The organism is Nostoc sp., assembly GCF_036919615.1.
Taxonomy (GTDB): domain Bacteria; phylum Cyanobacteriota; class Cyanobacteriia; order Cyanobacteriales; family Nostocaceae; genus Nostoc.
On record NZ_JBALCN010000069.1, the window covers coordinates 1 to 3889 of the forward strand.

Consider the following 3889-nt stretch of genomic DNA (forward strand, 5'->3'; position numbering starts at 1 on the left):
ACCTTCTATACCAAAAACATTTTGCTGAATGAGGGTATCCGCGCTTGGATGGCTCCTCAAGATCAACCCCACGAACAATTTGTATTCCCTGAGGAGGTATTACCACGTGGTAACGCTCTCTAATAGACCAAATATCTTAGGCGGTGCTGGACGCGACCAAGAATCCACTGGGTTTGCCTGGTGGTCTGGTAACGCACGTTTAATCAACCTATCTGGCAAACTACTGGGTGCTCACGTTGCCCACGCTGGTTTGATTGTATTCTGGGCTGGAGCGATGACCTTGTTTGAAGTCGCTCACTTCATTCCTGAAAAGCCCATGTATGAACAGGGCTTGATCCTGTTACCTCACCTCGCCACTCAGGGTTGGGGTGTTGGTCCTGGTGGTGAAGTCATCGACACCTTCCCCTACTTTGTTGTTGGTGTACTACACCTTATTTCCTCAGCCGTCCTTGGCTTTGGCGGTATCTATCATGCCGTCCGTGGCCCAGAAACCTTAGAAGAATACTCTTCTTTCTTTGGTTACGACTGGAAAGACAAGAACAAGATGACCAACATCATCGGGTTCCACCTGATTATTTTAGGGGTCGGGGCGCTGCTGTTGGTGCTAAAAGCAATGTTCTTTGGTGGTTTGTATGACACCTGGGCACCAGGCGGTGGTGATGTTCGGATTATTACCAATCCGACATTGAACCCAGCGGTTATCTTCGGTTATGTAATCAAGTCTCCCTTTGGTGGTGAAGGCTGGATTGTCAGCGTTGATAACTTAGAAGATGTGGTCGGTGGTCACATCTGGATTGCCTTGATCTTAATTGCTGGCGGTATTTTCCACATTCTTACCAAGCCTTTTGCTTGGTCACGTCGGGCATCCATCTGGTCTGGTGAAGCTTACCTCTCCTACAGCTTGGGTGCTCTCTCCCTGATGGGCTTCATTGCCTGCCTGTTTGTTTGGTTTAACAACACCGTTTACCCCAGCGAATTTTACGGTCCTACCGGTCCAGAAGCTTCTCAAGCTCAGGCTCTGACCTTCTTGATTCGTGACCAACGCTTGGGTGCTAACGTCGGTTCTGCCCAAGGCCCCACTGGTCTAGGTAAATACCTGATGCGCTCTCCAACTGGTGAAATCATCTTTGGTGGTGAAACCATGCGCTTCTGGGATTTCCGTGGCCCTTGGTTGGAGCCTCTACGTGGTCCCAATGGTCTTGACCTAGAAAAAATCAAGAATGATATTCAGCCCTGGCAAGCTCGTCGCGCTGCTGAATACATGACCCACGCTCCTCTAGGTTCTCTGAACTCCGTGGGTGGTGTGGCTACCGAGATTAACTCTTTCAACTACGTATCTCCCCGTGCTTGGTTGGCGACTTCTCACTTCGTACTAGGATTCTTCTTCCTAGTTGGTCACTTGTGGCACGCTGGTCGCGCTCGGGCAGCTGCTGGTGGTTTTGAGAAAGGAATTAACCGTGATACTGAGCCAGTGATGTTCATGAACGACCTTGACTAGGTTGTAAGGTTTATTTGATCACTGATAACTAAATGATTAAGAGGCTCTTGCATAAAAGCAAGGGCTTTTTTTATAGGAAAATTAGTAATCAGCAGATTAAACTCAAGCGGCTTACCGAGGTAATTAATACTATGAGCGATTCCAATTTTATTAATGCTTTGTGATGGACATCTGAAGCTAAAGAAAAGAGTAATGCTTTATGACATTAGCTGGCAACAGTTTAAAAATCTTTCAAAAGACTTGGGACATTGGGCAGCAAAGTTAGCTTACGATCGCACTACTTTAGAAATTATCAGACCTTTACCTGAACACAAAGATTACCAAGCGACAATCTAAATGAGCAAGCTGACCATACTAATCTAAATTTAGAGGATTTTGATTATGCCTAGACTTACAGTTCCACCCAATTTCACAGGCACTGCTGGTTCCGACATTTTAATAAGGGAAGATTTAAATAAATTTCCAGCAATTGGGATTGATATTTTAACTGGAGGTTTCATTTATACAAGCTTAGGAAAGGACACCATTAAAGGCAACGGCACTGGCGGTAAAGGCGCTGATGGTGCTATCGGTAAAAACGTCGATGGCAGCAAAGGCGGTGCTGGAATCGGTATCAGCAATAATGGCAATCTGAATTGATCTAGGCGCTGGAAATGACTACTTCAAAGGGTTCGGTACTGGGACTGTGGATGGTGGAAAAGGTTTTGATACCTTAGACCTCAGTGCTTTCAATCGCTCTGAACTCACTTTTTCTGGTGTAATTTCGGGCAATGCCCTAAACCCAGCTAATATTAACTTCAATAACAATGGAAATGTTATTACACTTTCTACTACGGGCTTTGAGAATTTTATCTTTGCAGATGGCTCTTTGGGCTACAGCACTTTGGTCTGAAACTAAAATTACAACAATCTCACGAAAAATAATTACGAATTACGAATTAATATCAACTTCCTCCCACATTCATTGCTGCTAAAAAAGCCTTCTGGCTCACATCTCTGTAAACTGTATTCAAATACTTCATTACCACATCACTAGAAGTTGAATTTACTGCATTTTCCTCTTCCTTCGCTAGGGGGATTGCTCCTAATACATCTAATATCATCTCACTCGTGGATGGCGCAATCACTACTAATGATGACTCTAATGGCTCATTGTATTGCCAGAAAAAATCAATTTTTACAGAGTATTTGTTGTTAGGAATTGACTGTTGAATTTCGTGCATTTCTGTGGGATTGGGTTGAATCTTAGCACTACGTAATTGACGTAAATCGCTGATAATTTGCTCTTTGGTGCGTCCACGCAATTGAAAGAGTACAAAGGGGTCTTCACTGAAGCGATCGCCTAACTGATAGTACACTGCACCAATGTGTTTACAGGGATTTGCTTTATCAGGACAAGAGCATTTACTCTGGACATCAGCAAGGGTAAATGGAAATATCGAAAGACCATTAGCTGTGAACACTTCTTCTATATTTTGTGGCATTTCTCCTGCTAGTAGCTTGGCAGCAAAAATTGCCCTTTGAGACATAGTTTCAATTACATAACCCCACTGTTCATCGCTAAAAGGTTCAAGAGAAAGAGAAACTTTATAAGGTTCTACTTCACTACCTTGCACCCTAGCTAATACTTTTGCGCCTTGAAACTCAATGCTTAAAACATTTCCTTGACGAGCATAATTTCTGGCACGTTCTAAACGCTTTTTAAAGCGATAAGAATCTAGCAAATCTAGCCATTGTTGTGACCACCATTCTCGACTTGCTTGTAATGTGTAATTAGTCATAAGTAAATTCAAAATTCAAAATTATGGAATAGATGGGTTGATCTCGTTTTGTGACACTTTCCTCAAACTATAGCGTTTATCGTTGGGAGTATATTCAGTTTCGCAAATACACGCCTACAGACTGGAATGGAACTACACAATGACATAAAATCTTGAATTAACGTGAATTTGGCGGCTCATTAATATAGTAGACCTCTGGCAAAATTGTTTCTGTGTTATACAGGACTTACGCCCGGCGGGCTATGCCTACGCACTATTAATTACAGGACTTAGGCAAAAATTGCTAACTTCGCTTAATTTATCAAACCGCCAAGACGCCAACTCTTGGAGAGGCTCCGCCAACGCGCAGCGTCTCGTAGAGAAGAGCACCGAGAATTCGTAGAGTATGCGTAAGTCCTAAATTAAATAGTGCGGTAACAGCATCAACTTTAATAAACACGTGTCTTAGCCCTCTTCTGTCACTTTCCGGAATAAGCAAGTAGTAAATAAGCTAAATCATCCAGAAGCATAACAGAGTTTAAATTGATTCATGGCAGCAATTAAATGATTGAATCCTAGCAATAAATGTGAATTAGGGAAAATACTTAACCAGGGATAAATCAACCAAAAT

The 3889-nt window shown here is 42.9% G+C and carries 5 protein-coding genes and 1 pseudogene; 5 read left to right on the plus strand and 1 reads right to left on the minus strand.

Features of this window, described 5'->3' with window-relative positions:
* From V7K48_RS20260 to V7K48_RS20280, 5 genes and pseudogenes are all read left to right on the plus strand, one after another.
* Window positions 1-123 (plus strand): annotated as a pseudogene (locus V7K48_RS20260) (photosystem II D2 protein (photosystem q(a) protein)); the annotation flags it as partial.
* Window positions 107-1498, plus strand: a complete 1392-nt coding sequence (gene psbC / locus V7K48_RS20265; RefSeq protein ID WP_334969258.1) for a photosystem II reaction center protein CP43 — start codon at window positions 107-109, stop codon at window positions 1496-1498. The pseudogene V7K48_RS20260 and the gene psbC, both read left to right, overlap by 17 nt.
* A 192-nt stretch (window positions 1499-1690) precedes the next feature.
* A complete protein-coding gene (locus V7K48_RS20270; RefSeq protein WP_335075008.1) occupies window positions 1691-1834 on the plus strand; it encodes a hypothetical protein in 144 nt (47 codons plus the stop codon).
* Window positions 1835-1879: 45 nt separating this feature from the next.
* A complete protein-coding gene (locus V7K48_RS20275; protein ID WP_335075009.1) occupies window positions 1880-2137 on the plus strand; it encodes a hypothetical protein in 258 nt (85 codons plus the stop codon).
* A gap of 46 nt (window positions 2138-2183) precedes the next feature.
* A complete protein-coding gene (locus V7K48_RS20280; protein ID WP_335075010.1) occupies window positions 2184-2390 on the plus strand; it encodes a hypothetical protein in 207 nt (68 codons plus the stop codon).
* 52 nt (window positions 2391-2442) lie between these two features.
* On the opposite strand, the gene V7K48_RS20285 is transcribed toward V7K48_RS20280, so the two are convergent.
* The gene (locus tag V7K48_RS20285; protein ID WP_335075011.1) at window positions 2443-3279 is read right to left on the minus strand and encodes an SWIM zinc finger family protein; all 837 of its coding nucleotides are present in this window, start codon (window positions 3277-3279) and stop codon (window positions 2443-2445) included.
* Window positions 3280-3889: the final 610 nt, after the last annotated feature.

Excerpts from the sequence above, each read along its gene's own strand:
- V7K48_RS20270 (WP_335075008.1), top strand. The coding sequence starts at position 1,691 with ATGCTTTATGACATTAGCTGGCAACAGTTTAAAAATCTTTCAAAAGAC.
- V7K48_RS20275 (WP_335075009.1), top strand. The coding sequence starts at position 1,880 with ATGCCTAGACTTACAGTTCCACCCAATTTCACAGGCACTGCTGGTTCC.
- V7K48_RS20285 (WP_335075011.1), bottom strand. The coding sequence starts at position 3,279 with ATGACTAATTACACATTACAAGCAAGTCGAGAATGGTGGTCACAACAA.